The sequence below is a fragment of the Mammaliicoccus sp. D-M19 genome (assembly GCF_022386695.1).
Classification (GTDB): Bacteria; Bacillota; Bacilli; order Staphylococcales; family Staphylococcaceae; genus Mammaliicoccus; species Mammaliicoccus sciuri.
Genome location: NZ_JAJNHW010000001.1, coordinates 943749 through 969639, shown reverse-complemented (window position 1 = coordinate 969639; position 25891 = coordinate 943749). Strand labels below are relative to the sequence as shown.

Below are 25891 nucleotides of genomic sequence, written 5' to 3'. Positions count from 1 at the left end.
TGTGTAAAATTATTTTTTCAGTTCGTTAATTAATTCTTCATATCTTGGTGAATTTAAGAAGTTATCTACTGAAATATGAATTGCTTTAGGATTTTTCTTAATTGCTCTATCTGTTAATGTTTTTTGCGTAATGACAACATCAGCATCGTCTGGTAATTGGTTAATAGCTGTATTTGTAACTTCAATATCAGTTAATTCAGCTTTTTTGAATTTATTTCTTAACATACCAGCACCCATAGCACTTGAGCCCATACCAGCATCACAAGCAAAGATAACTTTTTTAACATTAGAGAAATCATGTGCATCAATATTTTCTGTGTCATATTGATCTAACAGTTCTTCAGATTCGTCTTTTTCTTCTGTTTCTTCAGAAGCTTCACCTTTTTCTTGTTCTTTAGAACCAGTTAAAGCACCGCTAACAGAAGATTTTTTACCTTTACGAGCTTCCATATCAGCAGTAGCTGATTCAATGTCGCCTTCAGGGTCTTTAGTGAATTTTAAGATGATAGATGCAACTACAAATGAAACTAATGTTGCTAAGAAGATACCAAGTAACATAATTAAGTAACTACCTTTAGGTGTAATAGCTATATAAGCTAAGATTGAACCTGGAGATGCTGGTCCAGTAGTACCGAAGTCGAACATACTAAATGTTGCAACACCAGTCATACCACCTAAAATAACGGCAACTAATAATAAAGGACGCATTAAAACATATGGGAAGTAAATTTCGTGAATACCACCTAAGAAGTGGATGATACCAGCACCATATGAAGTTGCTTTTGCAGTACCTTTACCGAATACCATATAAGCTAATAGAATACCAAAACCTGGTCCAGGATTTGATTCTAAAGTATAAAGAATAGATTTACCAGCATGAGCTACTTGTTCAGATGCAAGTGGTGTTAAGACACCGTGGTTAATTGCATTGTTCAAGAATACTGTTTTAGCTGGTTCAATAATAATACTTACTAATGGTAATAAGTGATGAGAAACTAAGAAGTCAACACCCATACCTAAGACTTTCATAAGTCCTTCAACTAATGGCGCTAATCCTTTGAAACCAACAATCGCCATGATGAAAGCTAGAATACCAGCTGAGAAGTTATTGAATAACATTTCAAAACCTTGTGGAGTTCTAGGAACTAAGAATTGGTCAACCTTTTTCATTAACCAACCAAGTAATGGACCCATAATCATTGCACCGATTAACATCGGCGTATCTGGGAATGCCGCGATAACACCCATAGTAGCTGTCGCACCAACGACACCACCACGTAAACCGTGAACTAAACGACCACCACTAAATGCAATAAGTAATGGAATTAAATATTTAATCATTGGATCAACCATTGAAGAAAGTTCTTCGTTAGGTAGCCAACCATCTTTAATAAACAGTGCTGTAATTAGCCCCCAAGCAATAAAAGCACCAATGTTTGGCATAATCATACTACTTAAAAATGAACCAAAAGCTTGAACCTTAGGACCAATGCCTTTTTTCTTTTCAGATTGTTCTGCCATATTGAACACACCTTCCCTTATATAAAAAGTATTTTGTAACTTAATCATACGAAGATGTATGTACATATACAATGATTAGTAAATGCAACTTTGTCACATCCATTTTGACATGCGTGTCATAAACATTTATTTGGGGGATTAAAATAGCCTATACACACTTGTAATGTAATTATACACTTTTGGAGATATGCTTCATACTGTTATGGAATATAAAATAGAAAATAAAGGTGAAATAGAAGAAGGGGAAGGAAGAAGAGGAGGTTTCTGGACCGATTCGTGGGAATTACCGGTCCAGAAATGAGAAATATGGACCGATAAAAATAAATATCGACCCGAAAACGGAATTTGCAGGCCGATAAATAAAAATATCGACCCGAAAACGGGATTTTCAGGCCGATAAATAATAATATCGACCCGAAAACGAGATTTACAGGCCGATAAAATAAATTATCGACCCGAAAAACGGCTGGGACGATAAAATTCGTCTCAGCCTCACCTATATTCTTTATTTTTCTTTCGTTGTATCTGTACCGAAGTATTTATCTGATAGGTCAGATAGTGTGCCGTCTTTTTTAAGTTTTTTAACGCCTTTATCGATGTCTTCTTTTAGATCTTTATTTTCTTTTGTGAATGGGAAACTTGTTCCGACTACATTAAATGGTTTACCTACAAATTTAATTTCTTTTCCGCGCTTGTTTTTATCTGCAGCTGATACTGAGTCTGAATTGACATAGCCGTCTAATCTTTGGTTTTCTAAATCAAGTAGGGCGCCTTCACGGTTTTCGTAAGTTTTAGTTTTGAATCCGTAATTATTTTCTTTATTAAAGTTCTCTAATGCTTCTGTGTGATTTGAACCTAACACGCCTGCAACTTTTTTACCTTTTAAATCTTTATAGCTATTAATATCTTTATTTTTAGATGATGTAATGATTTGGCTACCGATATATGAGTATGCATCTGTGAAGAGATATTTCTCTTTACGCTCATCTGTTGTTGCCACAGCATTTGCTATTGTATCAATTCTTCCTGATTCTAATTGTCCCATAAGTCCTGAGAAGTCAGCTTTTACCCATTTAACTTTATAACCAGCTTCGTGAGCGATTTTTTCAAATGCTTCGATGTCGTAACCAACTAATTTACCATCTTTTTCATATGAATTTGGATAGCTTTGTCCTGTAGTACCAGCGACAATTGTACCTTTATCTTTTTTGCCTGAATCGTTTGAACAGCCTGCCAACACGATGAGGCCAATTAGTAAAAATGTTAATATTTTTTTCATATTTTATATTTCTCCTTTAAATATATAGTTTTGTAACATTTTAGTATCTTTAATTTCATAGAAATCATGAATATTTTCCCAATGTTTATAAGATGCATGTTTGAGTTTAGTAAGATGTTCGTCTTTCGTTAATGGTTTATATGGACTACCTTTAGGTGCATTCACTCTTTGTTTAAACTGTTCACCCGTCACTAAAGTTATTTCAACGATTGTAAATCGATTTTTCGGTAGGGCATGTGGACTTGGTTGAATGTCATCATCATAGTGTCTAACGATTTTCTCCATAAGTTGATTAACGTCATGACTAATAGGTTTATTTAAAAATTGATCCACTGTTAATTCTTGATTCAGTAATAAAAGTGCTGATACATATTCAGCACTAAAAGCACCTTCTAAGCCAGTTTCTGGTGATTTAAACTTCAATGCTGCATCACCGTTCGTAGGAAAAGTAATTTTGACAGATTCTACTTTTTCCGGGGAAATATGATGTGTTTGTTTAATAGTATTAATAGCATCGATTAAATGGTAATTTGCTGAGCAACATGGATAAAGTTTGTACCACATTCCTGGATGTGTAATTGACCATTGATCGCCGAAATTTTCAATAATTTGCGTAAATGAACGATTTGATGTACCAAATAATTCATAAAAAGTAGGCATCATATTTTTATTACCTTCAAGTACACGTTTCTGTGAGATACGTGCTGCTAAATAGGCTTTTTGAGATGCAAGTCCAACATGGAATGGTTTAACGTCAGAACCGAATTGGTTACGTAAACCACTTGCTTGTGTAACAGCTATTCCAATAGCATTCGCAAATGAAGGAGCATCTAAATTTAAATAGTAACAACATGCAGCAGTTGCACTTAATAAGCCGATTGTTGATGTTGAGTGCCAACCTTGTTCGTAGTGACAAGCACCAATTGTTTCGCCAATTTGAGTCGCCATTTCGACACCGATAATATAACTATCAATAAAGTGTTTGAAAGTTTGCGTATCGTTTTCTGCAACTGCTAATAAACTCGGTAGTATAACAGCTGTAGGATGACCTCTCATACTTGAGTGAACATCATCAAAGTCTAATATATGTGCAATAAAACCGTTCACTAAAGCAGCATTTGAATGTGACAATTGAGCTTCATATCCTATGATAGATGCATTGCCTGATCCTTCTTCTTCTTGAATGAAACTTATTAAATCATTGACTTTATGATGATTGTTAGCACTGTAAGTTGTTGCTATAAAGTCAAGTATGCCAGTGATGGCGTTATCTCTTTCAATAGTAGAAATATGTTTCGACTGACGATAAATCCTTTCAACTAATGCTTCTGTATCTGTCATTGTAGAACCTCTTCATCTTGTTCAGTTTCAATTTTATTGATGAATGATTGTGTTCTAGAATTGTGAGACTGATTAAACACTTCGTCAGTTGTTCCACTTTCAATAATGTTTCCATCTTCCATAAAAATGATTTTATCTGCAACATCTTTTGCAAATGACATTTCATGCGTTACGAGAATCATTGTTTTCTGCATTGAAGCAATGTCTTTAATGATTTTTAGAACACCTGAAACAAGTTCAGGGTCAAGCGCAGATGTTGGCTCATCAAAAAGTAATAATTCTGGGTCCATAGCTAATGCTCTCGCTATACCAACACGTTGTTGTTGACCTCCAGATAAAGTTGCAGGATATTTATCTTTGAATTTTAGTAAACCGACTTGGTCTAAATATTTTTCGCCAATTGAATATGCCTCATCTTTAGGTAACTTTTTAGTCGTAATAAGTCCTTGTGTTACATTTTCTATAACGGATTTATTTTTGAAAAGATTATAATGCTGAAATACCATTGTTGATTTTTGAATAAGTTGTTGAACTTGTCTCTTTTTATAATTTTCGGCATCTACTGTTACATCATCTATTGAAATAATGCCTTCATCTGGTACTTCTAACCAGTTCAAGCATCTTAACAAAGTGGACTTTCCTGATCCAGACGGTCCAATAATCGCAAGGACTTCACCTTTATTAAGTTCTATATCTATACCTTTTAATACAGGTGTTTTGTGGAAAGATTTTTTAATACCTCGTATTGAAATCATGAATGTCACCTAACTTTCATAAGGTTTGTTGAGTTTTTTCTCTAATAAACTTTGCAAGTATGTATATATAATCGTAATTAACCAATATACAATTGCGACAGCTAAGAATGTTTCTAAATATTTATATGAAGCGGCAGATAATAATTTACTTTTAGCGAATATTTCAGTAACACCTAATGTAAATACAAGTGATGTTTCTTTAATTAACCCGATAAAAATATTACCTGATGCTGGTATGGCATTACGTGTTGCTTGTGGCAGTATAATTTTAAGATAAGTTTGGAATTTGTTGAGTCCGATAGAATGGGCTGCTTCAAATTGACCTTTATCTACTGATGTAATAGCCGCTCTAAAAATTTCTGCTAAGTAAGCTGCATTTTTAATACTTAAACCTATAACAGCTGCTGTTAAAGCATCAACAACTCTCATACCTGGAATAAGTTGTGGTAGTCCGTAATAAATTAAGAACAGTTGTACTAAACTCGGAATGGCTCTAAAGAACGAAATATATAGTAGGGCGAGTTCTTTAAGTACGGGTAATTTAGTACGTAAAATCAATGCAATAACTAATCCACCTAATATTGAAATGACTAGTGAAATTACAGCTAGTGACAATGTGATAGGTAAATAGGGCATTAATTTTGGAAATGTTTGTAGAAAATATATTGGATCAAATTTCAATTGTTTCACCTTCTTCGAATATGACTTGATTAAATTTTTCTTTAAGTTCTTCAGTGCCTTTAAATTTGTCTTGGTTAAGGACTTTCACTAAATATTGCGTAATATGTCCTTTTTTTAAGTCTTGCTTACCAAATTTTTGGTAGCCTTTTTTGACGTACATATCTATTAACCATGGATGATGATCAGCAGTTCCGAGTGAAACGGCTGGAACGTTTAAATGATTCAGTAAGTAATCATTTTCTACATAATTTAAAAGTTTTGACCCGAATTTTTTGTTTTTATATTTAGGTGATGTTGCGAACCACCATATATGAGGGAAATAGTATGGTCCAGGATTGTCACTCCATGGCATCCTTAATGAAAGTGTACTGACAATTTCATCACCAGATTCAAGTATGAAACAAATATTTTCTTCTAAATTTTTACGTATTGAAGCTTCGGTTGGGTTAGCAGACTGAAAGTTAATACCTAGTGCTCGAATGGGCCCGTAGGCTTCGTACATCAAATTGATTAAGTCATATATATCATCTTCAGTTGCACGTCTAACAATTGTTTCCATTGCGCACCTCTATTCATTTTCTAAGCCTAATTTTTGTCGTAATGTGCCTTCTGAATAAGTTTCTTTATATAAATTTCTTTCTTGTAAAATTGGTATAACGTTATTGATAAATAATTCAAATTGTGAAGGTAGAATAGGTGGCATAATGTTGAAACCATCTGCAGCAGAAGATTTAAACCATTCTTCCATCTTATCTGCTAATTGTTCTGGTGTACCGACAAAGATATGGTGACCTCTAGAACCAGCAACTTTTTTATAAACTTCTTCTAAAGTTAAATCGTTTTTAATCGCTTCTTTAAGAATTATTTCAAATCGACTTTGAACACCGTTACCTGTTGATAGATCTAAATCAGCAAACTTAGTATCTAAGTCATACTGTGATAAATCGATATTTCCAACATAAGGTGCCAATATACTTAATCCAACTTCAGGTAAGATTAAGTCTTGAATTTCTTGATAATTTTGATGCGCTTCTTCTTCAGTGTCACCTAAAATAGGGAATAAACCTGGCATGATATATACTTCTTCAGGATTACGATTTTGTTTAGATACTTTCTCTTTTAACTGTTTATAAAAGTTCTGAGCATCTTCAATTTGAGTTTGTGCTGTAAAAATAACATCAGCTACTTTTGAAGCTAAATCTGTTCCTGTAGGGGAAGAACCAGCTTGTATTAATAATGGTCTTCCTTGTGGAGAACGTTCAATATTTAAAGGACCTCTAACTTTGAAATGTTTCCCTTCATGATCAATCGTATGTAATTTTGAAGCATCAATAAAAGCTCCAGTTTCTTTGTCGCGAACTAAAGCACCTTTATCCCATGAGCGCCATAACTTATTCGTTACTTCAACAAATTCATTTGCTCGTTCATAACGTAATTCATGTTCCATTAACTTAGTACCATTAAAATTTTCAGCAGTAGAAGTTATTGAAGAAGTTACAATATTCCAAGCAGCTCTTCCATGACTTAAGTGGTCTAAAGAACTAAATTGACGTGCAATATGGAAAGGTTCACTGTATGTAGTAGAGGCAGTAGCAGCTAATCCGATATTAGTCGTTGCTGTAGAAAGAACAGATAAAAGTGTAAACGGCTCAAATCTACTTAATATATTTGGATGTGAACTTTCAGATACGAATAAGCTATCAGCAAGAAAGACTAAATCGAATAAACCTTTCTCTGCTAATTGCGCAGTATTTATTAAATGAGTTAAATCCATAGGACCCTTTTCAATAGCATTTTCATGGCGCCAACTCGCCACATGATGACCATATCCCGCTAAAAAGAGACCCAGTTTTATATGTTTATGTGTTGTCATAATATCCTCCCAAACATTTTAATCCGATAGTTTTAATAAGATATAAAGAATACCACTTAATTTTAACAATTGTCAATAAAATCTGACTATTTTATTAGGGATTAATATTAAAATAATGTACTATTTGTGAACATTTGTAAGATGATATAAAAAATTGAATGTCATGCTTGTTAAATCGGTTTTTTGTAAGTGTGATTTGATTAATAATATTATTAAAATATATTAAAATAGGGTGGAGGGATTGAGGGAGTTATGTTGGCGGAGATTTCTGGACCGATAAAATAAATTACCGGTCCGAAAATGAGATTTATAGGCCGATAAAATAAAATAGCGGCCCGAAAATGAGGTTTGCAGTCCGATAAATAAAAATAGCGACCCGAAAACAATGTTTCGGGTCGCTCAATCTTTAAGATTCAATCAATTTTTCGTTATGTAAATTAATATAATATACTTCGTTATCTGTCCATTCATCAAATTCATAAATAAAGTTCTTTCTTAATACTTCAAATTCAAATCCTAATTTTTTAATGAGTTTCTTAGAAGGTTCGTTATCTATATTAATATGTGCTTCTATTCGATGAAGATTTAATGTTTTATAACATTGACTGATGACTTCTTTCATAGCTTCATATGCATAACCTTGATTCCAAAATTGGTTGTGCAAGAAATAGCCACATTCTCCCCATTGAAAGTCTGATCTGCTTAATACTTTAATATCCAACATGCCTACATGTTTGCCATTTTCTAAAAATATTCCAAATATAAACGTATCGTCTTGTTTAATGAGCGTTTGTTGTTTATCAACAAGTTCTATAAACCATGTTTCGTCGCATTCTTCCATATTGATTTTCCCTTTGTCATGTTTATATTGCGAAGGGTAGCGATTTTCAAAGCCTTCAATCCAACCTTTGTGGTCATCATAGTTTAAAGGTCGAATCGTCAACCTATTTGTACGGAAAGTTAATTCTTTATCTGTATACATTAAAAATCCCCTTTGTAAAAATATGTGTAATTAATCATATTATATACTTTAATTTCCTAGGTTTATAGAGGAAGCTTACAATAACGATGCATGCTATTCATGAATTATTAGAGGTAATGAATACTATCCGATATAATTTAGTTATATAACGTCGAGTAAATATTATAGTAATAAATTATGATTAACCATGTAAGGAGGGAATGGAATGATAGATGATTTAAATAAAGCATTAGATTATATTGAAGATAATTTAACAAATGACTTATCTATTGAAAATATTGCTAAATATGTAGGTATATCGGATTATCACTTTCGGAAAATATTTCAGGCAATATCTGGTATGCCCTTGAGTGAATATATTAAAAAGCGTAAATTGTCATCAGCTAATGTTGATTTAAAAAATGGTGAATCTGTTACTGAAGTAGCCTTTAAATATGGTTATCATTCATTAGATGGATTTAGTCGCGCATTTAAAAATTGGACAGGTTCTTTGCCATCAAATGCGATTCATCTTGCAAGTATAAAATCATTCCCTAAACTTACTTTTACGCTAAGTATAAGAGGAGGTATAGATATGGAATACAGAATTGAAAATAAACCTGCTATTAAATTTGTCGGGGTTTCAACAAAGATACCTATGCAATTTGAAGGTGTAAATCAAAGTATTGTAGAGCTTGCAAATAGTATTTCAAACGAACAAAAATCATATATGCATACACTTAATAATATTGAACCAAAAGAAGTATTAAATATTTCTTATGATGCTGATGCATATTTTGAAAAAGAAGAAGGATACTTAACTCATATGATTGGTGTAATTACTGATAAAGTAGAAATAAATCGTGAGTTATTAGATGTTTTTGAAGTTGAAGCACATACTTGGGCTGTATTTCCTAATGAAGGACATTTCCCAACTACAATGCAAAATACTATGGCAAGCATTTATGCAGAATGGCTACCATCTTCTGGGTATGAATTAGAAGATGTACCAAATTTCTCATTTACAAAAATGAATAGCCAGGAAGAAACAGCTTACAGTGAAATTTGGATAGCAGTTAGAAGTATAGAAAAAGTCTAGGGTGCCATACCCTAGACTTTTTCTCATCAATAAGCTTTCTCTATATCATCTAATTGTTTAATTGTTGAACTAATGCCACCAGAACCGAAGAACCATGTGTTGGAATCAAATTTCAGTATATCTTTATTTTTGATGGCACTAATATTTTTAATAACTGGATTTTTAAATTCTTGTGGTAATCCTTTAGAATCATCATCTGTTCTATTTATATAGAAGATTTTGTCTGGATTCTTTTCAGCGATATATTCGTATGACACTAACTGTCCACTTGAGTTTGCAGGCATGTCTGGATCAATATGTTTGATACCTAAATCACCACTTAAAAAGCCACCATATCTACCAGTTTTACCGTATGTCTTAATGCCTTTTTGGTCAATATTCGCAAACATAACGGTATCGTCATTCACTTTACTTTTTACAGTTTTAATTTTTTGATCGAGTTTCTTTATGAGTGATTGAGTTTCATTTTCTTTATCGAATATTTTTCCAATATTTTGTGCATTTTCCTTAATAGATTCTATGTAACGATCATCATCAGGACTTACGTAAAGTACTTTTGCATTTGGCGCAGCTTTTTTAAATTCTTTTAAGTTTTTAGTATAAGCTTGCCTAAATGATATTAAAATTAAATCCGGATTTTCTTCAGCAATTTTTTCAAAATTAGGTCTACCAGGATTTCCTAAATTGGTATATTTATCATTTTTAAACTCTGATAAATAACTTGGTAAGAAATCACCATTTGGACCTTTAGGAATAGCCGTTATATGTTTTTGTAATTTCAAATCTTTCATAATATCTAAAGCACCATAATCCATGACAATAACTTTTTTAGGATTCTTAGGTATTGTTACGTTTTCAGTTTTTTTCTTGCCTCTATTATGATCTTTATTCTTTTCTTTGTATTCAAAAGTCTTCTTGATTGTGACAGTATCTTTATGACTGACTTCACTTTTACTATTACTACATGCAGATAATAATAAAAGTACACAAACGATGACGGTAATATACTTTTTCATGCTTGCCTCCCATTTTCTAATTGATAACATTTCTCAATTATACAAAATAATTTAAGAATAACAAGTGCTATTTTTAAAATTTTGTGATGTTTTAATAAACATAAGACGGGAATATTAATAATATAAAATAGAAATGGGGGATTTATTCATGACAGTCGTAAAAAGTTATATCAATGATGAAACATTGGAAAATGACATTAACAAGCTGAAAGAACTAAATATTAACCCAACAGATATTTTTGTACTATCACATGACGATGACAGAACAGCAAGAATCGTTGAGCATACAGACTATGACAATATAGATTACAACAACAAAGACTTAGGTCGAACATTTGATAAACAAGGTGACGAACTAAGAGCTAAATTAATAGAAATAGGTTTGTCCAAAGAACAAGCAGAAGATTACGAAGAAAAAATGGACGAAGGAAAAGTATTCCTAATTTCCAAAGATGATAAAGCAAAAGAAGTATTGGAATAAAGTATATATATTAAATCCCAACTCGAAAATATCGGGTTGGGGTTTTTTAATGTCCATATAATTACTTATTCCACCCATAGGATAATTTGTATATAATTAAAGTAAGTCATGATATGGTGGTATGCAATATGAAGAAAAACTATATATTTATTATTTTATTTACCTTTTTTAGCATTATTGGCAGTAAATTATTTACTTTTGCGCTTTCATTTCATGTTTTAAAGATAACAGGGAGTGTACAAGCTTTTTCTAATATTATGATTATATATTCGCTCATATTTATATTGGGCAGTACGTCTATTGGATATTATATAGATAAGATTAATAAAAAATCATTTATTATATCTATGCAGTGCATTTCGATTTTATCAATTATAAGTATTTTCTTAATACCAAATAGTTTAAACCAACTTCTATACATATACATAATTGTAATCATTTTGACAGTTACAGATATGGCTGTTTCACTCACTTTTAACAGTGGCTTGTTAAGTTTAGTTAGTGAACGTTTCATTGATCAAACAGTTTCATATAGAAACGTCATTCAGAATGTATTACAAATAGGTGCTCCAATTTTAGGTGGAATAGTATACGCTTATTTCGATATTAAGACCTTTATGATTATTATGTTTGTGACTGAGCTCATTTCATTAATAATAGTGCTTAATATTGCGTTTAATAAAGTTCTAGCAAAAAAAGTCTATGAAGAAGTTAAGGATACATTCTTTAACAGTTATAAAGTCGTATTTAAATTTTTGAAATCAAATAAAGACATATTTTTAATTCTATTATCAGGATCTATCATTAACTTTATGTTTGGTTTCGTTACGGTAGGTATACCAGGAAGTTTTGTCACTATATTTAATATGAATTCTAAACAGTTAGGAATCATTGAAACAGGATTTCCTTTAGCAGGTATATTGTTTGGTTTGATTTATCCTAAATTGAAGAATAAAGGAACACTTGTAGCAAATATGCAAGTTGCCATGATTACTTTAGCTGTGGGAATACTCATTTTATGTATTCCGTTTATAACAGATTTTTATAAATTATCGATACTTGTAATATATTTTATAAGTATATTTATTATCGGAAGCGGTGTTGTACTGAGTAATGTACCGATAAACATTTATGTACAAAAAAATGTACCAGAGCAAATAAAAGGTAAATATTTAGCATTGTCACAAACAATGTCACAAGTAATGATGCCTTTTGGAATTTTAGTTGCAGGTATACTCTTTGACTTTAATTCAGTATTCTATATTATTTCGTTCAGTATTACAGCAATATTATGCTTTATCTTGGCATATCTTTACACATTTATCAAAAAACATGACGGTGTAATTTGAGACATTATTGACAAAGCAAAAGAAGTATTAGAATAAAGTATATATTAAACCCCAACTCGAAAATATCGGGTTGGGGTTTTTGAATTTATTGAAATGATTACTATTAAACAAAAGTAATAAAAACAAATAAATATTTTATTTAATATCCCTTGTAATTGAATTTTAAAAGTGTAGGATGAAGGTGTATCATCTTATGATACATAATCTATATAAAGGGAGAGTAATCGAATGAACAAATTTTTAAAAGTTTTTGTTTCAACCGGTTTAGCAGTAGCGACAGTATTTACGGTAGGCGCAGCGGGTAACGGTCATTCCGTTGATGCGGCGAGCAACAGTAATATGGATAGCCAAGCTTCTCAACCTTATACTTCTTATTACAATGGATATGTGAGTTATGATCCTGGATTTTTCATAACGGATACATTCAAAAAAGGATTTGAGTCAGGTAATTTCACGTTAAATGGATATGAAACACCTGCACATGAAGATTATGCTAAAGAACATCAAGATGAGGCTAAAAATATAAATTTATATGATCAAAATTTAAATGTATATAGTAACTACGGTTTAGATGCTAATGCACAACCAACAAATGCAAATCAATTTAATTTATCGATAGATGATGTTGTTGATTCTTACGGTACAGATTTCAGTAAATCAGGTAGTCCGAGAAGTGTTGAAGGTCAATATTCTTGGAGTTTAAATGGTTATAAAATTGCCTTTACTTCTGACGAAACAGGTACTGTAACGAGAATTGATTTCTATACGATTGTTGAATAATGCTATAGATTATTAAATTGTTCTATACGATATTGAAGTTCATCAAAGTCTATTATACGGGCTTGTCGGTGAACTTCTTTTTGGTTGTAATAAAGTAATACGACAGGTGAAGTGAATAAATTTAATTGTCCGACTGCTTCTGGCATTTGGTTAGCAACAATTTCGTATGCTGGAATGTCATAGTCTTCCACCATTTTTTGTACGATGGGATGATCCGCTTTACATACCGAACAATTCTCGCTAGATATGTAGATTAGTGTGAATGTATGTGCATCAATCTGTTTATTTAATTCATCAAAAGTTGTGATGATTTTCATGAAATTTAGCTCCTATCATTTAATTATAATGGCAAATATTATACCATTATATGAGAAAAGGAGGAAAAAATATGTTTGGTAACAAAGATAATGATTCAAAAGATAATAATCGATTTTTTGTTAAATCGGTAGATAATGTTAAAGGATTAGGTCGCATTTCGATTCTTGTTGATCGTGAAACAGGTGTTAATTATATCAATGCTTGGGTAGGTACAGGCAGTGGTTTGACACCATTGTTAGACGAGAATGGAAAACCTGTAATAGATAAAGTTTAATAAAATATGCATCAATGACAAAGGAGTATTTAAATGTCTAGAAGATTTCTAAAAATGATGATAACAGTCGTGACGATGATGCTTATCATTAATGTATCATCTGAAAAAGTAGAAGCGGCCCAAGAAGAGGGTACGATGGGTCATGGTTATAAGAAATACATAGAAAATGAAAATCAAAATACTTTTAGAAACAAACAAGAAATAGAGGAATCTTCGACAGTAGCTAAAGATGATTCAATACTTGATTTATCAGAATGGCAAGGAGAATTAACATCAGCACAAGTTAAAAAGCTTAAAGCCAATTATGATTTTATTATTTTAAGAGCACAATATGGTTCAGACTATAAAGATGCAGCATTTGATACAAATTCAAAATTACTTTCTGCCAATAATATGAAGTATGGTGTTTATACATATAGTATGTATGAAAATGCAAGTGAAGCAAGAACAGAAGCGAAATCGCTATATAATAGAGCACCTAATGCAAGTTTTTATATCAATGATTATGAGGAAGAATCAGTTGCTTCAGGAGATACAAATGCAAGTACACTCGCTTGGTTGAATGAAATGAGGAAGTATTCAGGTGATAAGAAAGTATTACTATACTCTTATGAAGACTTTATGGTTAATCATACAGCGAATGCTGTCGGCTCTTATGATGGTTATTGGTTAGCTTCATATCAAGAAACACAACCTGAAAGAGAACATGTATTATGGCAATATACAGATAGTTACTATTCATCAGAACTTGATCAAAATGTCGATGCCAATGTACTAGGACCAAATGTGCAAACAAGCTGGTTTATAAATTAATGAGCATTATGATATCTCTTTTGTAAAGTGAACGGTATAATCACTTGAAGAAAAGAAGGTGAATATAATGAACATATTAGATGAATACTTTATCTTATTTGATGGAGCAAGATACAGTGAAGAAAGTTTTCATAAATTAAATGAACTATTTCATGATGATATAGAATTTGTATTAAATAAGAAGACTTTTAAAGGTAAAGAAGCTTGGAAGCAGTTTGTTAAAAGTGTTTATACAACAAATAAAGATTTAAAACATATGCATAACGGTTGGACACAAAACGAAGATGGTAGCTATGAAACAGATTGGGCAATTTGTGGTAACCGATATGAAACAGGTGTTTATACACAAGAAGGCAAAGATATCGCAAGATTAGATGAGAACGGTAAAATTACCTACTTAGAAAACCAACCTAAAGATGATCAATTGTTTTCAAATCAATCATAAAAAATTAGAACAGTTCCTAAAATTATTTTGGGAACTGTTCTTTTTCCATTAATGGGACGGGCCCATTATTGACGATGGTTGTGAAATGATTGATTAAATGAGATTTATCGATTCTATTTTCGTCTTGTATCCAATGTTTAATAAAGGAAATACCTGCACCTGATACATAGCTTGTGAAATATAGTAATGGAATATCTCCAATAGTGTTGTTGATATTTTTATATGAACTTAAATGATCAAATATCAATTGGTAAAGCTTTTCTCGTAACATAGAAACTTGTCCAATATTAAACATCGTCTTATAAAACTCTAAATGATAATCAATATGTTCAATTAAATACGCCATAATATTATGGACAATATCTTTAGGAGAATCATAGAAAGCATTTTTATTTTGCTCAGCGATAAATGTTTGAATATCATTTATTTTTTCATTCTCCATTTTTTCTAATAAATCATATTTATCTACATAGTGAAAATAGAATGTACCTCTATTAATATCAGCAATATCAGCTATTTGTTGAACCGTAATGTCATAAAATGAATATTTTTGTAGTAAATTTAGAAAAATCTCTTTAATAGCATTTTGAGTTTTTCGGTTCCTTCTGTCTTGTGCCATTCACAACATCTCCTCTTATCAAGATTTGTATATTAAGTATATAGAATTATCTTAAATAAATCATAAATTGTCATTTCAAACATAGTTAATGAACAATTTTAATCAGTTTGTTCATTTTCAAACACCTTTAGTTGTCGTGATTATTGTGTAATATGTGCTTGAGGATTAAGCTTTATATGTATTCAAAATAACACTATATAAAGAAAGGGTTTGAAATATATGACTAAACAAATGCTAGGTAATCCAAAATTAACAGTAACACCTATTGAAAATATTAAAGAAGGCATCAATCATATTGTTGTTGATAGCATTCAATATGGTAATCAAGAAATGATTATGGAAAAAGATGTAGCTGTACCAATGTCAGACGGTGCAGTATTATATGTAAACGTTATTCGCCCTAATAAACCTGGGAAGTTCCCAGTTGTCATGTCAGCTGACACATATGGTAAAGATAACAAACCAAAAATTACAAATATGGGATCATTATGGCCAACACTTGGTGCAATTCCAACATCAAGTATTACACCGGAAGAATCACCAGACCCAGGTTTCTGGGTACCAAATGATTATGTTGTCGTAAAAGTTGCTTTAAGAGGTAGTGCGAAATCTAAAGGTGCACTATATCCTTGGGGTCTTTCAGAAGCGAAAGATTATGCAGAAGTTATTGAATGGGCTGGACAACAAGAATGGAGTAACGGCAATGTCGGTACAAATGGTGTTTCATATTTAGCTGTAACACAATGGTGGGTAGCTTCATTAAATCCATCACACTTAAAAGCGATGATACCTTGGGAAGGTTTAAATGACATGTACAGAGAAATTGCTTTCCATGGTGGTATACCAGATACTGGTTTCTATAGATTCTGGTATGAAGGAATTGTTGCAAGATGGCCAGAATCAGAAATTGAAGATTTGAAAAAAGAACAAAAATTGCATACGATGTTTGACGAATATTGGAAAGGTAAACAAGCAGATTTATCAGCAATTAAAGTACCAATGTTTGTATGTGCAAGTTGGTCAACTCAAGGATTGCATAATCGCGGTACTTTTGAAGGATTTAAACAAGCATCATCAGAAGATAAATGGCTAAAGATACATGGCCGTAAAGAATGGGAATCATATTATGCACGTGAATCTCTTGAACAACAAAAAGAATTCTTCGATTATTATTTAAAAGGTATTGAAAATGATTGGAAAGATACACCTAAAGTAAGTTATGAAGTAAGAGATAAATTCTATAGAGGTAACACTAAAACAGCAACAAACTTCCCATTACCTAACACTAAAGAAACTGCTTTATATTTAGACGGATTAGACATGACTTTAAAAGATTTGGAACCAGAAACATCAACTAAAATTTCTTATAATAGTGAAGTTGAAGGCAAAGATGAAGTGAGATTTAATAAAGTATTTAATGAAGATACTGAACTAACTGGTAATATGAAATTGAAATTATGGGTATCTGCAGAAGAAGCGGATGATATGGATTTATTTGTAGGTATTAAAAAATTCAATAAACAAGGTGAAGAAGTAAACTTCCCAGACTTCAACCATATCGAACATGGTCAAGTCGCATCAGGTTGGTTACGTGTATCTCACAGAGAATTAGATACTGAAAAATCAACACCATTACAACCATGGCATAAACACGAATCAGAACTTAAATTAGCTAAAGATGAAATCGTGCCAGTTGAAATTGAAATCTTACCTTCAAGTACATTATTTAAAAAAGGTGAACAACTTGAAGTAGTCATAAAAGCAAGTGAAGTTGTTAAAGGTAATAGTACACCTGGACTCAAAACACGTTATGAACACGAAGAAACAGTTAATAAAGGTATTCACAATATATACGTAGGCGGTAAATACGATTCTCATATTCTTGTACCAGAAATATGTCATAAATAATCTATAGTTGTAGATAAGGGAACTGCATTATTACATTTAGGTGGCGAACAAGGTGGAAAAGTAAGTGTAGAAGCTGGAGATGTTATGATTGTTCCTGCAGGCGTAGACCATAAATTATTAGAATCTTGTTCGGATTTTGAAGTAATTGGGGCATATCCAAATGGATAAGATTAAGACGTATGTACAGAAGAAGATACAAATATAGAAGAGTAGAAGAAACGCATTCAAGAGGTTGGATTACGAGAACAAGACCCTATATATGGGGAAACAGGACCGTTGTTCACATATTGGGAAAATAGATAAAAATTAAGGCATAATCATTATGTTCCGTTATGGTACATTTCTGATTATGCCTTCTGTCATTACGATTCATTTTTCTTATGTTCAATAATCTCTGTGTCACGATTGCTAGCGATGTTTCGAGCGCGCTTCACAGCATCTTCTTTCTTATCAAAGGTTTCGCTAGCTTGTTTAGCACCATCAGTTTTTATCTTCCATTGATTGTCTTCATAATAGACATGTATATCTTTATCGTTTAACTGAGGATTGGCAGAACTGTCTTGTTTATGTTGTGTAATTTTCTTATCTTTCAATTCATTTAATTCTTCTTTAGTAGCGTTCTTGTACCAGTCTTCTGCTTGTTTCGTTGCAATTGGAATGGCATCTTCTTCTTTGTACCCGTTGGTTAACATTGCGTTGCCAATATCAATAGCTTTCTTTCTTTCAAGTTGATCAAAGTTTTTCCAAGTTTGAGGATATTCGTCCATAGTCCATGGCATGTTTCATCATCCTTTCATAATATACACACTTATTGAATACCACTATTTTGATTTATCAAACGGGTACAATTGTGCAGTGTATAAATTATTTACGGTATTTATTAATAAAGTTTCGTGTTTCACCTGTTATAAGTGGACCTCCTGTGTAAATATCACGGGTATCTTGATTTTTTAATCTCATATCAGGACGAATGCCATGTGCATGTATACCGATGACATGGTTATCATGATTAAATACTGGAGAACCTGAAAATCCTATTGTTCGATGCATGTGTCCGATATATTCGATATGTTCGTGAGTTGGTTTGAGATAGAATCCTTTTGATTGGTACATATATTGACCATCAAATGGTTCTTCATTTGGATAGCCTGTCATAGATAGTGTTGATTTAGGTTTCAAATGATGAATTTTACGTTCTGATGCTATAGTTAAAGGTTTAATTTTGGGTGTTAATGATTTTTCAGTAATGAGTACTGCGACATCTCTTTCGTTTGATTTATAAAATTGCTTAATCTTGAATTTCATCGGTGTATATTGATTAGATTTAGCAGGAAAGAAATAAAATTGTTTCTTTTCTTTATTTCCGTCATCATCACTTGCGACATGTGACGCGGTGATAACTGTATGATCATCGACGACAAACCCTGTTGCGCCATTTCCTGACTTGCCTGTTTCATCAGATGTGACTTTACCAACTGCTTGACTGGTACGTTTATCTTTTGAATGAAATGGTTTAATTTTAAGATTCTCATTTGAAATTTGTGAACCTAATTTAAAAGCTTCTTGATAATCATGATGTGTGGCTTTTGTAAATGTATCTTTATAAGACGCAGGGACATCAGGTGGTATAAATAAATAATTGAACGTCGAAATTATGAGTATTAAATATAATTTAAGGTATAACAGCATTTAATCACAATCTTTCTCAAAATTGAATCATAACTATGTTATACCCTTATATTTCAATTATAAAAATCCAACAACAATAAACGTGATTACTGACAACACAACTGACGTTATAAGCATTGCTATCATTGGTTTGAATGCTTTTGTTTTTAAGTCACTGAAAGATACATTTAAACCGATACCGACCATTGCCATAATTAATATAAGCGTTGTAAATGTACTGATTACATTTAATACTGCTTCAGGAATAGGAATGAATGTATTCACGGCGCTCATGATTAAAAATCCAATTAAAAAGTACGGAAAGTCTATTTTTTGTGAAACTTTATGTGATCTCTTTCTATTAACGATGATTAAGAAAATAATACTTAATGGTATTAATAGAAATACTCTACCCAATTTTGTTAATAAGCCAATGCCTAGTGAGGACTGGCCACCAACATCTGCTGCTAAAATAACGTGCGCAATTTCATGTAAGCTTGCACCTGACCAAATACCATAAAATTCAGCGTTCATTGGAAAAATAGCGAATAATAATGTGTAAGCTAAAGAGAATATTGTACCCATTATGGCCACTAAACCTACACTAATTCCAACATCACTGTCTTTAGATTTAAGTATAGGTGATATCGCGGCAATCGCAGCTGCACCACAAACGCCAGTTCCAACACCTAATAACAAGACTAAATTGTTATCTCCTTTAACGATTTTATTTAAAAATAAAATAAACAATATCGCAAAAGCGACGACACCAACATCTAGTAATAACAATGTGCTACCTTGGTTAATAATTGTCCACAAATTTAACTTAAGCCCATATAGAATAATCGCAAATCTTAATAATTTTTTTGATGAAAATGCAATTCCCGATTCGATTTGCGTAGGGTATCCCCTGAAATGTCTATATAAAATAGCTGTAATAATCGCAATTGCGAGCGCCCCGACTTTGTTAAATACAGGTAAATACGATAAAAGTATACTGACAATAGCAACTAAAAAAGTAAATCCAATACCGAGTAAAAAACGTTTATTAAATTTTTCCCACATAATGCTCACCTCAACGTAAGTTTAATCGCAAGATGAATATTTGTGAAATGCTATTTTTAAATATATAATATAACAAAAATGATATGAGGTGGTTGCAATGGAAGATAAATTACAAATCTTAAAAGTTATTGTAGAAGAAGGAGGGTTTACGAATGCTGCAGAAAAGTTATATAAATCACAGCCATCCATAAGTAGAGATATCAAGACACTAGAAGAGAAATATCAAATCAAAATTTTTGAAAATACGAGAAAGCATATTATTTTGACAGAAGAAGGAAGAGAGTTATATAACTACGCATGCCAATTAGCTATATTAGATGAGCAACTGCAAACAAAAATTAATCAGCATAAAGAAGATGTGAAGGGGAAGTTTGTCATAGGGACGAGTCACACATTCGGCCAATCGATGTTATTAGACTTAACAATCTATCTACAAACGAAATATCCTAAACTGAATATTCATATATATGTCTATAACTCAGCTGATATATTAAGTAAGTTGAAAGATTACTCACTTGATCTAGGCATTATCGAAAAGCCAGTACTGGACGACAAAATCAATAGTGAAGTCCTAACAAGAGATAAATTATTACTCGTGAAAAATAAACAAACAAACCAAAATTTAAATCAATTAAGATGTTACGTTAGAGAAACAGGATCAGGAATAAGGTATTATCAAGATATGCTATTACAGCAATTGAATTTAACATCTCGTAAAGTAGTCATTAATGATAACCAATTAATTTTAGAACTCGTTAAACAAAATATGGGCTATACGATATTATCCAATTTCTCTATAAAATCATTTGATGAAGATTATATCGTCACAAACGACCTAGATTTAAATCGGAATTTCTTTGTAGTGTCTAACAAATCAAGATACAAGACAAATAAATATAATACGATTGTAAATGAAATTAAGAATTATGAGTTTAGATAATAAATAAGCCTATCACTTAACTGATTATGTCAGTTTTAAAGTGATAGGCTTGTTTTTGTTTTGAGTATTTTAATACATCCAAATTTGGATACTAGCTTAACGTAAAACCATAACGCACGAAGACTGAAAGATATCGTGCGCTAAGGTGCAAAATCAGGGTGTAACGCACGAAGACTAAGAGATATCGTGCGCCCCCTATATTATGGCCCAATCTCTTAATGATACCCAAGTAATCTAGAAATTTTGTTAGCACATGTTTTTAATTCTTCTAAAAAGAACTCTTTCTTATCTAATTCTGTTGTAGGGAATGAGAGGCTGATAGCACCTTGGACTTCATTTCGATAGTTTACGAAGTAGGTACTTACGCAATATATGCCTTTTTCATTTTCTTCGTTATCAACGGAATAACCTTGTTCCCGGATGACTGCTATTTCATCGATGAATTGATTATAGTCTGTGATTGTATTTTCGGTTAGTTTAACAATATTCGATTGATTCCATATTTCTTGGATTCTTTCATTCTCATACGTCGAAAGTATAGATTTACCTACTGCTGTGCAATACATAGGTGCTCGTTTCCCGATTTTAGATGCCATCGATCGATTGTTATTGCTTGGTATAAATTTATCTATATATACCACTTCGTTATTGTCTTCCACTACTAAATGACATGTTTCCCCAACTGTTGTCATCAGCTGACTAATCATACTTTTAGCTACATTTAAAAAATCAATATTTTGTACACGTTTATTCCCAAGTTGGAACATTTTAAAAGTTATTTCATATTGATTGGTCAATGCGTTTTGTTGAACGTAGCCATTGCTAATCAATGAATTAACAAGTCTATGTACAGTTGCTTTAGATAATTGAATTTCATCTACTAAGTCTTTTAATGATATTTGTTCTTTTTCGGATATGATTTCTAAAATGCTTAATGCGCGGTCAATGGATTGAACGTTAGAAGCCATAATCATCACCTCTTTGATAAAAATATAGCATAAATTAATCTATGAATTAAGTAACATAGATGAAAATAAATAATTGACAACGTTTTCACAAACGTTATAATAATACTAAATATTACTATATAATACATTGTATCACAATATGGAACGGAGGGCTATTTTGAAAAAATATAAAATTTTAAACCAGCTACATGAAAATTACCTCGTTGCAGTTGTTAGAGGAAATGACGAGGATGAAACAAAGAAAATTGTTGATGAAATCATTAAAGGTGGATTTAAAAATATAGAAATTACGTTTACTGTACCGAATGCTGAAGAAGTGATTAATCAAGTACATAAACAATATGGTGATGATATCGTACTTGGTGCAGGTACAGTGTTAGATGCTGCTACAGCACAAATTGCGATTAATAAAGGGGCTCAATATATTGTAAGTCCACATTTAGACACCAATATATCTAAATTATGTAATATATATTCCATTCCATATTTACCAGGTTGTAGTAGTGCAACAGAAATTATAGAAGCATTACGCTATGGTTCGGATTTAATCAAACTGTTCCCAGGAGGACAATTAGGCGCTGGATTTATTAAAGATATAAAGGGTCCAGTACCCAATGTTGAACTCATGCCTTCTGGAGGTGTGAATTTAGATAACGTATCAGATTGGATTGAAAAAGGTTCATTCGCTGTAGGTATTGGTGGCGACTTAACGAAAGAATTTACAGGAAATAATTTTGAAGTTATTTCAGAAAAAGCTCAAAAGTATGTAGAAGCTGTTAGAAATCGATGAAAGTGAGTGGTAGAAATGAGGCTTTTCACAATTGGTGATTCCATGATAGCCATGAATCCGAGTAATAAAGGACCATTGAAATTTAATCATACATTCCAAAGGACAATTGGAGGCGCGGAATTAAATGTAGCAATTGGTGCGAGTAGATTAGGGTTAGAAACAACTTTTTATTCAAAAGTTGGTAAAGATGAATTTGGTCAACATATTATCAATAATTTACGTGGAGAAGGTATTGATACAGATCATATCGAACAAGTATCAGGAAAAAACACGTCTGTTTATTTTAAACAAATAAATGCAGATGGAAGCGGTGCTTCATTTTATTATCGAGACAATGCACCCATTAAAGACTTAACAGAAGAAGATGTCGCAAATATTAACTTTGATGATATTGATTATTTCCACGTCAGTGGTGTGTTTGTCGCATTATTACATCATAAAATTGAACTGATTCAAGCGATGATGAAAAAAGCGCAAAAAGCAAATACAACTGTAACTTTAGATCCTAATATTAGACTAAAAACTTGGACTAAAGAGACAGCAAGTGAAAGTCTAGGCGCATTATTACCTTATACAGATATTCTGTTAACAAGCGATGAAGAACTAGAAATTCTTAAAATAGCGACACCATTTGAAAATATTGAAGATTTATTAAAAGAACAAGACTTACAAGAAATTATTATCAAACGTGGACATTTACCAACACAATATGTAAGCAATGAAGAACAATTTGAAACAGAAGTCTTTCCAGTAAGTCCAATCGATACAGTAGGCGCTGGAGATGGCTTTTCAAGTGGATACTTGTTCGCTTTAAGTAAAGGATATACAGCAAAAGAACGCGTAAGATTCGCAAATGCAGTTGGTGGAATGGTTACAGAAGTAATAGGCGATAACGAAGGATTGCCATATTTAGAACAAGTAGAAAGTTTCTTGAGTGGTAAAGGTATAATAGAAAGATAATCGGCAATTAGGAGATGGATAAAATGGAAATGACATTTCGTTGGTACGGAAGAAACAATGACACAATTACATTAGAAGATATTAAACAAATACCTAATACAACTGGGATTGTATGGGCACTTCATGAAAAGCCAGTTGGTGCTGTTTGGGAAAAAGAAGAAATTAAAGATGAAGTTGAATATATTGAATCACATGGATTTAATGCAAAAGTTGTTGAAAGTGTAAATGTTCATGAATCAATTAAATTAGGTAATAGTGAACGTGATGAATTAATTGAAAACTATAAACAAACAATTGAGAATTTAGCTGAATATGGTGTGGAAGTTATTTGTTATAACTTCATGCCAATATTTGATTGGACTAGAACAGATATGTTCCATCCATTAGAAGATGGTTCTACAGCACTTTATTTTGATTATGAAAAAGTGAAAAATTTAGATCCGAAAGAGTTAATAGAAACTGTTTCAAATGCGAGTAAAAATCTAACAATGCCAGGTTGGGAACCAGAAAAATTAGATCAAATTTCAGAACTATTTGAAGCATATAAAGATATAGATGAAGAAAAATTATGGGATAACTTTGCTTACTTTATAAATGCAATCATTCCAACTGCAGAACGTTGTGGGATTAAAATGGCAATTCACCCAGATGATCCACCGTATTCTATTTTTAACTTACCAAGAATTATAACTGGCGCAGATAGTTACGAGAGAATGTTTGAAATCAATAATAGCCCAAATAATGCGATTACGTTATGTACAGGTTCTATGGGTGCTAGTAAAGATAATGATATGGCAGAAATTGCTTTGAAATATCATGAGCATGCACCATTTATGCATATTAGAAATGTTCATATCTATGAAAATGGCAGTTTTGTTGAAACTTCTCATTTTACAGAAGACGGTAATATTGATATTTCACAAATTATGAAACATTTATCAGATGCAGATTATAAAGGGTATATTCGACCAGATCATGGCAGACATTTATGGAACGAAGAATGCCGTCCAGGATACGGATTATATGATAGAGCATTAGGTATTATGTACTTAAATGGATTATGGGATGCATATCAACTTGAAAAGGAGTCTGGTAAAAATGTTTAGTAAACATGAAAGTTTAAAAGATAAAGTTGTTGTAATTACAGGTGGCAGCGGAGTTCTTTGTAGAACAATTGCGAAAGAATTAGGCAAACAAGGCATGCAAATCGCCATTTTAAATCGTACTTATGATAAAGGTGCAGAAGTTGTTAAAGAAATAGAAGCTGAAGGTGGTATGGCTCGTAACTATTCAGTTGATGTGACAAATGAAGAATCGCTTACAAAAGCTAAAGATGAAATTTTAGAAGCATTTGGAAAAATTGACTATTTAATTAATGGTGCAGGTGGTAATAACCCTGACGCTATTACAGATTCAGAATCATATAATGCTGAAGATAAAAAGAACTTTTTCGATTTAGAACAAAGTGGATTTGAACATGTATTTAATAATAATTTTATTGGTTCATTTGTTGCTGCTAAAGTATTCGGTAAAGAATTACTGAAGTCAGAGCATGCCAGTATTATTAATTTTTCTTCTATGAGCAGTTATGCACCAATGACTAAAGTCCCAGCATACAGTGCAGCAAAAGCTGCCATTAATAATTTTACGCAGTGGTTGGCTGTTTATTTTGCAGAGGAAGATATTAGAGTCAATGCGATAGCACCAGGATTTTTCTTAACAGAACAAAATAGAGACTTATTATTAAATGAAGACGGAAGTCTGACGGCACGTTCAGAAAAAATATTAAGCCAAACACCACTTGGAGAATTTGGAAAACCAGAAGCACTTATCGGTACGATTTTATGGTTATTAGATAAAGAATATTCATCATTTGTAAATGGCATTACTGTACCAGTTGATGGCGGGTTTATGGCATACTCAGGGGTTTAATAGAACTATAATTTTAAACTCATTTTAGCAATTTTGTTAAAGTGAGTTTTTTTGT

Annotated in this window: 28 protein-coding genes; 13 read left to right on the top strand and 15 right to left on the bottom strand. The window is 32.0% G+C overall.

The features are described 5' to 3' along the window. Positions 1-9: 9 nt before the first annotated feature. The 8 genes from LQ675_RS04930 to LQ675_RS04895 all read right to left on the bottom strand — a co-directional run bounded on the left by LQ675_RS04930 (position 10) and on the right by LQ675_RS04895 (position 8432). Positions 10-1521 carry a PTS mannitol transporter subunit IIBC gene (locus LQ675_RS04930; RefSeq protein WP_048541469.1) on the bottom strand — a complete coding sequence of 504 codons (1512 nt, stop codon included), beginning with the start codon at positions 1519-1521 and terminating at the stop codon, positions 10-12. Between the two features lie 505 nt (positions 1522-2026). Then, positions 2027-2800, bottom strand: coding sequence for a transporter substrate-binding domain-containing protein (locus tag LQ675_RS04925; protein ID WP_048541474.1), 774 nt, complete (start codon positions 2798-2800; stop codon positions 2027-2029). Between the two features lie 3 nt (positions 2801-2803). After that, positions 2804-4141, bottom strand: coding sequence for an MmgE/PrpD family protein (locus LQ675_RS04920; protein WP_048541476.1), 1338 nt, complete (start codon positions 4139-4141; stop codon positions 2804-2806). Next, complete coding sequence (locus LQ675_RS04915) at positions 4138-4896, bottom strand: amino acid ABC transporter ATP-binding protein (protein ID WP_048541478.1); 759 nt, start codon at positions 4894-4896, stop codon at positions 4138-4140. The genes LQ675_RS04920 and LQ675_RS04915 overlap by 4 nt, the downstream gene beginning before the upstream one ends. 9 nt (positions 4897-4905) lie before the next feature. Next, entirely contained in the window at positions 4906-5532 is a 627-nt protein-coding gene (locus LQ675_RS04910; RefSeq protein WP_048541896.1) for an amino acid ABC transporter permease, read from the bottom strand. Between the two features lie 34 nt (positions 5533-5566). Beyond that, positions 5567-6136: a GNAT family N-acetyltransferase gene (locus LQ675_RS04905; RefSeq protein ID WP_239726551.1), complete on the bottom strand. Its 570-nt coding sequence runs from the start codon at positions 6134-6136 to the stop codon at positions 5567-5569. A 9-nt stretch (positions 6137-6145) separates the two neighbouring features. Beyond that, positions 6146-7453, bottom strand: coding sequence for an LLM class flavin-dependent oxidoreductase (locus LQ675_RS04900; RefSeq protein ID WP_232157369.1), 1308 nt, complete (start codon positions 7451-7453; stop codon positions 6146-6148). Positions 7454-7856: 403 nt separating this feature from the next. Next, on the bottom strand, positions 7857-8432 hold the full coding sequence (locus LQ675_RS04895; RefSeq protein ID WP_088592545.1) for a GNAT family N-acetyltransferase: 576 nt from the start codon (positions 8430-8432) through the stop codon (positions 7857-7859). 205 nt (positions 8433-8637) lie between these two features. Between LQ675_RS04895 and LQ675_RS04890 the strand changes: the two genes are divergently transcribed. Then, positions 8638-9510 (top strand): AraC family transcriptional regulator, encoded by an 873-nt coding sequence (locus LQ675_RS04890; protein ID WP_239726552.1) that lies wholly within the window; start codon positions 8638-8640, stop codon positions 9508-9510. Between the two features lie 26 nt (positions 9511-9536). Here LQ675_RS04890 and LQ675_RS04885 read toward each other — a convergent pair whose 3' ends face one another. Continuing rightward, on the bottom strand, positions 9537-10526 hold the full coding sequence (locus tag LQ675_RS04885; protein WP_239726553.1) for a siderophore ABC transporter substrate-binding protein: 990 nt from the start codon (positions 10524-10526) through the stop codon (positions 9537-9539). 148 nt (positions 10527-10674) lie between these two features. Here LQ675_RS04885 and LQ675_RS04880 point away from each other — a divergent pair, with 148 nt between their 5' ends. The 3 genes from LQ675_RS04880 (at position 10675) to isaB (ending at position 13136) form a co-directional block, all read left to right on the top strand. Then, entirely contained in the window at positions 10675-11007 is a 333-nt protein-coding gene (locus tag LQ675_RS04880; protein ID WP_048541491.1) for a YflT domain-containing protein, read from the top strand. 113 nt (positions 11008-11120) lie between these two features. After that, a complete protein-coding gene (locus tag LQ675_RS04875; RefSeq protein WP_141768474.1) occupies positions 11121-12356 on the top strand; it encodes an MFS transporter in 1236 nt (411 codons plus the stop codon). A gap of 228 nt (positions 12357-12584) precedes the next feature. Further along, entirely contained in the window at positions 12585-13136 is a 552-nt protein-coding gene (isaB, locus tag LQ675_RS04870) for an immunodominant staphylococcal antigen IsaB family protein (RefSeq protein WP_048541494.1), read from the top strand. Between the two features lie 2 nt (positions 13137-13138). Here the strand turns inward: isaB and LQ675_RS04865 are convergent, their stop codons facing one another. Next, positions 13139-13453 carry a thioredoxin family protein gene (locus tag LQ675_RS04865; protein WP_048541498.1) on the bottom strand — a complete coding sequence of 105 codons (315 nt, stop codon included), beginning with the start codon at positions 13451-13453 and terminating at the stop codon, positions 13139-13141. A gap of 71 nt (positions 13454-13524) precedes the next feature. Between LQ675_RS04865 and LQ675_RS04860 the strand changes: the two genes are divergently transcribed. The 3 genes from LQ675_RS04860 to LQ675_RS04850 all read left to right on the top strand — a co-directional run bounded on the left by LQ675_RS04860 (position 13525) and on the right by LQ675_RS04850 (position 14986). Then, on the top strand, positions 13525-13728 hold the full coding sequence (locus LQ675_RS04860) for a DUF6440 family protein (RefSeq protein WP_048541500.1): 204 nt from the start codon (positions 13525-13527) through the stop codon (positions 13726-13728). 33 nt (positions 13729-13761) lie between these two features. Next, positions 13762-14541, top strand: a complete 780-nt coding sequence (locus LQ675_RS04855; protein ID WP_049319499.1) for a GH25 family lysozyme — start codon at positions 13762-13764, stop codon at positions 14539-14541. Positions 14542-14608: 67 nt separating this feature from the next. Next, positions 14609-14986 carry a nuclear transport factor 2-like protein gene (locus LQ675_RS04850; protein WP_048541504.1) on the top strand — a complete coding sequence of 126 codons (378 nt, stop codon included), beginning with the start codon at positions 14609-14611 and terminating at the stop codon, positions 14984-14986. 22 nt (positions 14987-15008) lie between these two features. Here LQ675_RS04850 and LQ675_RS04845 read toward each other — a convergent pair whose 3' ends face one another. After that, positions 15009-15605, bottom strand: a complete 597-nt coding sequence (locus LQ675_RS04845) for a TetR/AcrR family transcriptional regulator (protein ID WP_075577637.1) — start codon at positions 15603-15605, stop codon at positions 15009-15011. 219 nt (positions 15606-15824) lie between these two features. Between LQ675_RS04845 and LQ675_RS04840 the strand changes: the two genes are divergently transcribed. Continuing rightward, positions 15825-17513 carry a CocE/NonD family hydrolase gene (locus LQ675_RS04840; RefSeq protein WP_239726554.1) on the top strand — a complete coding sequence of 563 codons (1689 nt, stop codon included), beginning with the start codon at positions 15825-15827 and terminating at the stop codon, positions 17511-17513. A 362-nt stretch (positions 17514-17875) separates the two neighbouring features. Here LQ675_RS04840 and LQ675_RS04835 read toward each other — a convergent pair whose 3' ends face one another. The 3 genes from LQ675_RS04835 to LQ675_RS04825 form a co-directional block, all read right to left on the bottom strand. Beyond that, a complete protein-coding gene (locus LQ675_RS04835) occupies positions 17876-18292 on the bottom strand; it encodes a DUF2188 domain-containing protein (protein WP_048541510.1) in 417 nt (138 codons plus the stop codon). Between the two features lie 85 nt (positions 18293-18377). Then, on the bottom strand, positions 18378-19202 hold the full coding sequence (locus tag LQ675_RS04830) for a trypsin-like serine peptidase (RefSeq protein ID WP_239726555.1): 825 nt from the start codon (positions 19200-19202) through the stop codon (positions 18378-18380). A gap of 57 nt (positions 19203-19259) precedes the next feature. Beyond that, a complete protein-coding gene (locus LQ675_RS04825) occupies positions 19260-20246 on the bottom strand; it encodes a YeiH family protein (RefSeq protein ID WP_152291873.1) in 987 nt (328 codons plus the stop codon). Between the two features lie 97 nt (positions 20247-20343). Between LQ675_RS04825 and LQ675_RS04820 the strand changes: the two genes are divergently transcribed. Then, the gene (locus tag LQ675_RS04820) at positions 20344-21186 is read left to right on the top strand and encodes a LysR family transcriptional regulator (protein WP_075577640.1); all 843 of its coding nucleotides are present in this window, start codon (positions 20344-20346) and stop codon (positions 21184-21186) included. A 215-nt stretch (positions 21187-21401) separates the two neighbouring features. On the opposite strand, the gene LQ675_RS04815 is transcribed toward LQ675_RS04820, so the two are convergent. After that, positions 21402-22154, bottom strand: a complete 753-nt coding sequence (locus LQ675_RS04815; protein ID WP_239726556.1) for an IclR family transcriptional regulator — start codon at positions 22152-22154, stop codon at positions 21402-21404. Positions 22155-22311: 157 nt separating this feature from the next. Between LQ675_RS04815 and LQ675_RS04810 the strand changes: the two genes are divergently transcribed. The 4 genes from LQ675_RS04810 to LQ675_RS04795 are packed head-to-tail and all read left to right on the top strand — an operon-like array spanning position 22312 to position 25836. Next, the gene (locus LQ675_RS04810) at positions 22312-22944 is read left to right on the top strand and encodes a bifunctional 2-keto-4-hydroxyglutarate aldolase/2-keto-3-deoxy-6-phosphogluconate aldolase (RefSeq protein ID WP_048541516.1); all 633 of its coding nucleotides are present in this window, start codon (positions 22312-22314) and stop codon (positions 22942-22944) included. Between the two features lie 15 nt (positions 22945-22959). Further along, positions 22960-23904, top strand: a complete 945-nt coding sequence (locus LQ675_RS04805; protein WP_239739067.1) for a sugar kinase — start codon at positions 22960-22962, stop codon at positions 23902-23904. A 23-nt stretch (positions 23905-23927) separates the two neighbouring features. Then, positions 23928-25010: a mannonate dehydratase gene (gene uxuA / locus LQ675_RS04800; RefSeq protein WP_048541522.1), complete on the top strand. Its 1083-nt coding sequence runs from the start codon at positions 23928-23930 to the stop codon at positions 25008-25010. Further along, positions 25003-25836 carry an SDR family oxidoreductase gene (locus LQ675_RS04795; RefSeq protein WP_048541524.1) on the top strand — a complete coding sequence of 278 codons (834 nt, stop codon included), beginning with the start codon at positions 25003-25005 and terminating at the stop codon, positions 25834-25836. Before uxuA ends, LQ675_RS04795 begins: the two co-directional genes overlap by 8 nt. The last annotated feature ends 55 nt before the right edge of the window (positions 25837-25891 follow it).

Excerpts from the sequence above, each read along its gene's own strand:
- LQ675_RS04820 (WP_075577640.1), top strand. The coding sequence starts at position 20,344 with ATGGAAGATAAATTACAAATCTTAAAAGTTATTGTAGAAGAAGGAGGG.
- isaB (WP_048541494.1), top strand. The coding sequence starts at position 12,585 with ATGAACAAATTTTTAAAAGTTTTTGTTTCAACCGGTTTAGCAGTAGCG.
- LQ675_RS04895 (WP_088592545.1), bottom strand. The coding sequence starts at position 8,432 with ATGTATACAGATAAAGAATTAACTTTCCGTACAAATAGGTTGACGATT.
- LQ675_RS04815 (WP_239726556.1), bottom strand. The coding sequence starts at position 22,154 with ATGGCTTCTAACGTTCAATCCATTGACCGCGCATTAAGCATTTTAGAA.
- LQ675_RS04840 (WP_239726554.1), top strand. The coding sequence starts at position 15,825 with ATGACTAAACAAATGCTAGGTAATCCAAAATTAACAGTAACACCTATT.
- LQ675_RS04915 (WP_048541478.1), bottom strand. The coding sequence starts at position 4,896 with ATGATTTCAATACGAGGTATTAAAAAATCTTTCCACAAAACACCTGTA.
- LQ675_RS04890 (WP_239726552.1), top strand. The coding sequence starts at position 8,638 with ATGATAGATGATTTAAATAAAGCATTAGATTATATTGAAGATAATTTA.
- LQ675_RS04850 (WP_048541504.1), top strand. The coding sequence starts at position 14,609 with ATGAACATATTAGATGAATACTTTATCTTATTTGATGGAGCAAGATAC.
- LQ675_RS04885 (WP_239726553.1), bottom strand. The coding sequence starts at position 10,526 with ATGAAAAAGTATATTACCGTCATCGTTTGTGTACTTTTATTATTATCT.
- LQ675_RS04930 (WP_048541469.1), bottom strand. The coding sequence starts at position 1,521 with ATGGCAGAACAATCTGAAAAGAAAAAAGGCATTGGTCCTAAGGTTCAA.
- LQ675_RS04805 (WP_239739067.1), top strand. The coding sequence starts at position 22,960 with ATGAGGCTTTTCACAATTGGTGATTCCATGATAGCCATGAATCCGAGT.
- uxuA (WP_048541522.1), top strand. The coding sequence starts at position 23,928 with ATGGAAATGACATTTCGTTGGTACGGAAGAAACAATGACACAATTACA.
- LQ675_RS04925 (WP_048541474.1), bottom strand. The coding sequence starts at position 2,800 with ATGAAAAAAATATTAACATTTTTACTAATTGGCCTCATCGTGTTGGCA.
- LQ675_RS04875 (WP_141768474.1), top strand. The coding sequence starts at position 11,121 with ATGGTGGTATGCAATATGAAGAAAAACTATATATTTATTATTTTATTT.
- LQ675_RS04835 (WP_048541510.1), bottom strand. The coding sequence starts at position 18,292 with ATGCCATGGACTATGGACGAATATCCTCAAACTTGGAAAAACTTTGAT.
- LQ675_RS04880 (WP_048541491.1), top strand. The coding sequence starts at position 10,675 with ATGACAGTCGTAAAAAGTTATATCAATGATGAAACATTGGAAAATGAC.
- LQ675_RS04910 (WP_048541896.1), bottom strand. The coding sequence starts at position 5,532 with ATGCCCTATTTACCTATCACATTGTCACTAGCTGTAATTTCACTAGTC.
- LQ675_RS04845 (WP_075577637.1), bottom strand. The coding sequence starts at position 15,605 with ATGGCACAAGACAGAAGGAACCGAAAAACTCAAAATGCTATTAAAGAG.
- LQ675_RS04865 (WP_048541498.1), bottom strand. The coding sequence starts at position 13,453 with ATGAAAATCATCACAACTTTTGATGAATTAAATAAACAGATTGATGCA.
- LQ675_RS04830 (WP_239726555.1), bottom strand. The coding sequence starts at position 19,202 with ATGCTGTTATACCTTAAATTATATTTAATACTCATAATTTCGACGTTC.
- LQ675_RS04855 (WP_049319499.1), top strand. The coding sequence starts at position 13,762 with ATGTCTAGAAGATTTCTAAAAATGATGATAACAGTCGTGACGATGATG.
- LQ675_RS04905 (WP_239726551.1), bottom strand. The coding sequence starts at position 6,136 with ATGGAAACAATTGTTAGACGTGCAACTGAAGATGATATATATGACTTA.
- LQ675_RS04860 (WP_048541500.1), top strand. The coding sequence starts at position 13,525 with ATGTTTGGTAACAAAGATAATGATTCAAAAGATAATAATCGATTTTTT.
- LQ675_RS04920 (WP_048541476.1), bottom strand. The coding sequence starts at position 4,141 with ATGACAGATACAGAAGCATTAGTTGAAAGGATTTATCGTCAGTCGAAA.
- LQ675_RS04825 (WP_152291873.1), bottom strand. The coding sequence starts at position 20,246 with ATGTGGGAAAAATTTAATAAACGTTTTTTACTCGGTATTGGATTTACT.
- LQ675_RS04795 (WP_048541524.1), top strand. The coding sequence starts at position 25,003 with ATGTTTAGTAAACATGAAAGTTTAAAAGATAAAGTTGTTGTAATTACA.